This window comes from Kocuria atrinae C3-8, from assembly GCF_000286355.1.
GTDB lineage: Bacteria > Actinomycetota > Actinomycetes > Actinomycetales > Micrococcaceae > Kocuria > Kocuria atrinae_A.
Genome location: NZ_AJXN01000218.1, coordinates 1 through 5,234, shown reverse-complemented (window position 1 = coordinate 5,234; position 5,234 = coordinate 1). Strand labels below are relative to the sequence as shown.

Below are 5,234 nucleotides of genomic sequence, written 5' to 3'. Positions count from 1 at the left end.
GGCCGCAGCGACGTCGTCGATCCCCTGCCCCGCCAAGGCGGCCTGGACCGCCGCCCGCACGCCCAGGCCCTGCCCTAGCGCGGCGCTGTGGGTGTCCACGAGACGAACGGGAATGTCGATGTCCTGGCGCGCAATCCGTGCCGCACCCAGGTGCCGGACAGCTCCGCCGACAGGTGGACCGAGACGATCGCTTGGAACCCCGCGGATTGGAAGGCCTCGTAGATCTTGCGCAATTGCCCCGGGGCCGGCCTGGAGGTGGTCACCGGCCGCCCTTCCGTGAGCGCGATGACCAGGGACGAGAGCATGTCCGCCTCGTCCTCGGTGTAGAGCTGACCGCCGATCAGAACCGGCAACTCAACGCTCGAGAACACCCCCGAGGCCTCGAACTCGGCTTGCCAGGCGGAAGGAAGCGCGGCCGCGTTGTCCGTAACCACCGCGACCTTGGCCCCGGGAACGGGACAGCGCCCGTCCCCCGGCGTAGATCCGGGTGACGGGCGCTGTTCGCTGTGAGGGTTCATCACACCACGATATTCACGAGTTTGGGCGCGCGCACAATGACCTTCCGGACCGTGGCGTCACCGATGTGTCGCTGGACGGTCTCCGAGGCCAGAGCAGCGGCTTCGAGGTCGGCCTCGGAAATGTCCGCGGCAACCTCCAGGCGATCGCGGACCTTGCCCTTGATCTGGACCACGGCGGTGACCGTGTCGTCCACGAGCAGGGCCTCGTCCACCTCGGGCCACGGTGCGAGCACCACGGAATCCTCGTGGCCCAGGGCGTGCCACATGTCCTCGGCGGTGTAGGGCGCCACCAGGGACAGCAGGATGGCCACGGCCTCGACGGCCTCGCGCACAGCGGGATCGCCGGCACCGGGGCCGCTGTCGATGGCCTTGCGCACGGCGTTGACCAGTTCCATGGTGCGGGCGATGACCACGTTGAACTTGCCGGAATCCAGCAGCTGCGTGGCGTCGGCAATCGTCCGATGGGTCGCGCTGCGCAGCGCCTTGTCACCGGCGGAGAAGTCCGCATCCGGGCCGGCGGTGCTGTCCTGGGCCAGACGCCACGCGCGGGCCAGGAACTTCTGCGAACCCTGCGGGGACACGTCCGCCCAGTCCACGTCGTCCTCGGGCGGGGAGGCGAACACCATGGTCAGGCGCACGGCATCCACCCCGAAGGCGTCCAGCTGTTCACCCAGGTCCACGCCGTTGCCCAGTGACTTGGACATCGCCTTGCCGCCGTTGAGCACCTGGCCCTGATTGAGCAGAGCCTTGAACGGTTCCTGGAAACCAACCAGGCCAAAGTCGTAGAGGGCCTTGGTGAAGAACCGGCTGTAGAGCAGGTGCAGAATCGCGTGCTCCACGCCGCCCACGTACTGGTCCACGGGCAGCCAGCGGTCCACTTCGTCCCGGTCGAGCGGGGCGTTCTCGTCATTGGGCGAGGCGAAACGCAGGTAGTACCAGGACGAATCCACGAACGTGTCCATGGTGTCGGTATCGCGCTTGGCGGGCCCGCCGCACTCGGGGCAGGTTACGTTCACCCAGTCCGACGCCGCCGCGAGCGGGGACTGTCCCTTGGGCGAGAGTTCCTCGCCGCGCAGGTTTTCGGGCAGTTTCACGGGCAGCTGGTCCTCGGGGACCGGCACCTCACCGCACGCCTCACAGTGAATGATGGGGATGGGTGCACCCCAGAAGCGCTGGCGGGACAGCAACCAGTCACGCAGGCGGTAGTTGATGAAGCGCTCGCCGGTACCGGCCTCGCGCACGATGTCGATGGCCTTAGTGATGGCCTCGGCCTTGGGCAGTCCGTCCAGCGGACCGGAGTTGACCAGCTGGCCGTCACCGGTGGTGGCCACGCCGGAAACCGCGGGATCCTCTTCGCCGGTGTCCACGACCACGCGCACGGGCAGGTCGAATTCGCGGGCGAAGTCCAGGTCACGCTGATCGTGGGCGGCACGGCCATGATCACGCCGGTGCCGTAGTCGGCCAGGACGTAGTCCGCGGCCCACACGGGCAGCTTCTCGCCGTTGAGCGGGTTGACCGCGTAACGGCCCAGGAACACGCCGGTCTTCTTCCGGTCGGTGGCCTGACGATCGATGTCCGAGAGTGCCTTGATGTTCTCCTGGTATTCCTCCAGGGCAGCGCGGTGTTCGTCGTCGACGATCTCACCGGCAATGGCGGCGTCCGCGGCGACCACGCAAAACGTGGCGCCGTAGAGGGTGTCCGGTCGGGTGGTGAACACGGTGACGGTGCGCCCGGAGGTGTCGGAGGCGTCCGCACCCTCAGCCGGGGCACCCTCGATCACGAAGTTCACGTGTGCGCCCTCGGAACGGCCGATCCAGTTGCGCTGCATGGCCAACACGCGCTCCGGCCAGTGGCCCTCCAGCTCCTTCATGTCGTCCAAGAGCCGGTCCGCGTAATCGGTGATCTTGAAGTACACTGGTTCAGGGACTTCTTGGTCACCGGGGTGTGGCAGCGCTCGCACAGCCCGTTGACGACCTGCTCGTTGGCCAGAACGGTCTGGTCGGTGGGGCACCAGTTGACCGGAGAATCCTTCCGGTACGCCAGGTTGTGCTTGTAGAACTGCAGGAACAGCCACTGGGTCCAGCGGTAGTACTCGGGATCCGAGGTGTGGATCTCCCGCGTCCAGTCCGCGCTGATGGCGTAGCGCTGGAACGACTTCTTCTGCGTGTCGATGTTGCGGTAGGTCCACTCCGCGGGGTGGGTGTTGCGCTTGATCGCCGCGTTCTCCGCCGGCAACCCGAAGGAGTCCCAGCCGATGGGGTGCATCACGTCGTAGCCGCGGTGCATCCAGTAGCGGGCCACCACGTCACCCATGGCGAAGGCCTCCGCGTGACCCATGTGCAGGTCGCCGGAGGGGTAGGGGAACATGTCCAGCACGTAGCGCCGGGGCTTGGAACCGTCGTCGAGGGGCTTGTACACCTGCTGTTCGTCCCAGAACTGGGGCCAGGCGGCCTCAATTCGCTGGAAGTCGTACTCGGTTCCCGTCTCCGGGGTGTTCTGCGCGCTCACGTGCCTCGCCTTCACATCACATAGTTGAGTCATCCGCGTTCCGCCGTAACCGGCGGCAACCGCTGGCATGGTGATTCCACGCTGAATGACATGGGGATCTCCCGCCAGTTTAGACCAGCACCGCAACTCCGGCGTGCTCCCGGTCCGGACGGTTACCATGGACCCGCCGCTCGCCCATGACTTGGAGGTCACCGTGATAATCCGTACGCCGAACGCCGCAGCGTTCAACTGGACGGATACAAGGTCAGGTACTGGTTCTACGACGCCGACAAACAGCACAAACCGCTCATCGTCATGTTCCACGGCTTCCGCGGGGACCACCACGGTCTGCAACTGATCGCCACTGAACTGCGCGACAAGTACACGTGGTCGTGCCCGATCTTCCGGGGTTCGGCCGCTCTGAGCCCTTCCCGGAGCGGGAACACAACATCCCGAACTACGTGGAGTTCGCGCGGGACTTCATCACGGGCCTGACCGACGGCGCCGTGTCCCCGGACAGCGGCAGCGGCATCATTGTGGTGGGCCACTCTTTCGGCTCCATCATCGCCTCGCACTTTGCCGTGGATTACCCGTCCATGGTGCAGAGGCTGGTGCTCATCAACCCGATCTCCGAACCTGCCCTGAACGGCCAACACAAGGGACTGACCAAGCTCACCGAGCTCTACTACGGCGTGGGCAAGAAACTGCCCCGCGCGCTGGGTTCCAAACTCCTGTCCTCCGGATCCGTCGTGAAACTCATGACCGACGTGATGGTGAAGTCCAAGGATCCCGAGATCAAGAAATACGCGCTGCGTCAGCACGAGTCCTACTTCTCCACCTTCGCCAACCGTGATGTGCTCCACGAGGCGTACCAGGCCTCCATTTCCGGCACCGTGGCCGAGGTCGCCATGCAGCTGACCATGCCCACACTGCTGATCGTGGGCGCGGAAGATGATCTGGGCTCCGTGCAGTCCCAAGAAACTATGGCCTCATGGATCCGCAGCCACAGACTGGAGATCATCCCGGAGACCGGCCATCTGATCCACTACGAGGCCCCGACGCTGGCGGCCGAGTACATCGATGACTTCCTCTCCTCGCCGGCTCCCGAGCCCCTGGAGGTTCACGCCGAACTCCCCCTCGCGGACACCACCGAGTCCACGCCCGACCAGCTGACCGGCATGACCCCGATCATCCGCCAGGACCAGTTGGCCCGTGAACAGGCCGCCCAGCAGGCCTTCCGCGAGCGCCGTGATCGTGACGGACGCAGTGCCGGTGATGATCGCCCGTGAAGTTCCTTTTCGACGCCCGCTACATCCGCACCGACCACCACGACGGCATCAGCCGCTACAGCGCGGAATTGCTCACGGCGCTCGCTGAGCTGACCCGTGACAATTCCCGGGTCCGGTTGGCCGCGTTGATCAGCGACCCCGGCCAGCTGGAGCACTTCCCGGAGCTCCCCTATCTCACCGGGCCGTCCGTGACCTCGCCCGCCGAGGCGCTCACTTCCCTGGAGCTCAACCGCTATCGCCCTGACGTGGTCTTCTCCCCCATGCAGACCATGGGTTCGCTGGGGCGGCGCTACAAGCTAATCCTCACCCTGCACGACCTGATCTACTACGAACACCCCCAGCCGCCATCGGACCTGCCGCTGCCCATCCAATGGGGCTGGCGGGCTATCACAAGGCCTGGTGGCCGCAGCGGGTCGCGCTCAATCGCGCCGACGCCGTGGTCACCGTCTCCGAGACCTCTCGCGAGCAGATCCTGGCCCACCGCCTGACCAAACGGGACGTGCGCGTGGTGCCCAATGCGGCGTCGTCGGCGGCGGTGTCCGAAACTGAGGCGATCGCGCGGCTCGGTACGCGCGGCAAGGCCCTGCTCTACATGGGGTCGTTCCTGCCGTACAAGAACGTGGAGACCCTGGTGCGCGCCGCCGCGCAGCTGCCCGACCACACGCTGCACGTGCTGTCCCGGATTTCGCCGGCGCGCGAAGCTGAATTGCGCGCGCTCGCGGGCCCCGCCGACAACGTGGTCTTCCACCGCGGGGTGAGCGACGCCGAATACCAGGACATGCTCTCCTCGTGCGCCGCGCTGCTGACGGCGTCGCGCGCCGAAGGGTACGGCCTGCCGCTCATCGAGGCCTTCGCGGCCGGGGCTCCCGTAGTCTGTTCGGACACACCGATTTTTCGGGAGGTGGCCGGCCGCGCCGCAGGGTACGCACCAGCCGACGAC

The 5,234-nt window shown here is 66.3% G+C and carries 4 protein-coding genes and 1 pseudogene; 3 read left to right on the top strand and 2 right to left on the bottom strand.

Annotation, left to right across the window (positions count from 1 at the left end; all coding sequences use genetic code 11):
• Positions 1 to 74: 74 nt before the first annotated feature.
• Positions 75 to 518 (bottom strand): DegV family protein, encoded by a 444-nt coding sequence (locus YO9_RS0115975; RefSeq protein ID WP_262925738.1) that lies wholly within the window; start codon positions 516 to 518, stop codon positions 75 to 77.
• Positions 518 to 3,059: pseudogene (gene leuS / locus YO9_RS0115970) on the bottom strand (leucine--tRNA ligase). Before leuS ends, YO9_RS0115975 begins: the two are co-directional and overlap by 1 nt.
• 338 nt (positions 3,060 to 3,397) lie before the next feature.
• On the opposite strand from leuS, the gene YO9_RS0115965 reads away from it, so the two are divergent.
• From YO9_RS0115965 to YO9_RS19365, 3 genes are all read left to right on the top strand, one after another.
• Positions 3,398 to 4,294, top strand: a complete 897-nt coding sequence (locus tag YO9_RS0115965; protein WP_262925737.1) for an alpha/beta fold hydrolase — start codon at positions 3,398 to 3,400, stop codon at positions 4,292 to 4,294.
• Complete coding sequence (locus tag YO9_RS19370; RefSeq protein ID WP_016998390.1) at positions 4,291 to 4,782, top strand: glycosyltransferase family protein; 492 nt, start codon at positions 4,291 to 4,293, stop codon at positions 4,780 to 4,782. Before YO9_RS0115965 ends, YO9_RS19370 begins: the two co-directional genes overlap by 4 nt.
• Positions 4,731 to 5,234 (top strand): glycosyltransferase (locus YO9_RS19365; protein ID WP_016998388.1); only part of this gene is annotated, 504 nt, incomplete at its 3' end. The genes YO9_RS19370 and YO9_RS19365, both read left to right, overlap by 52 nt.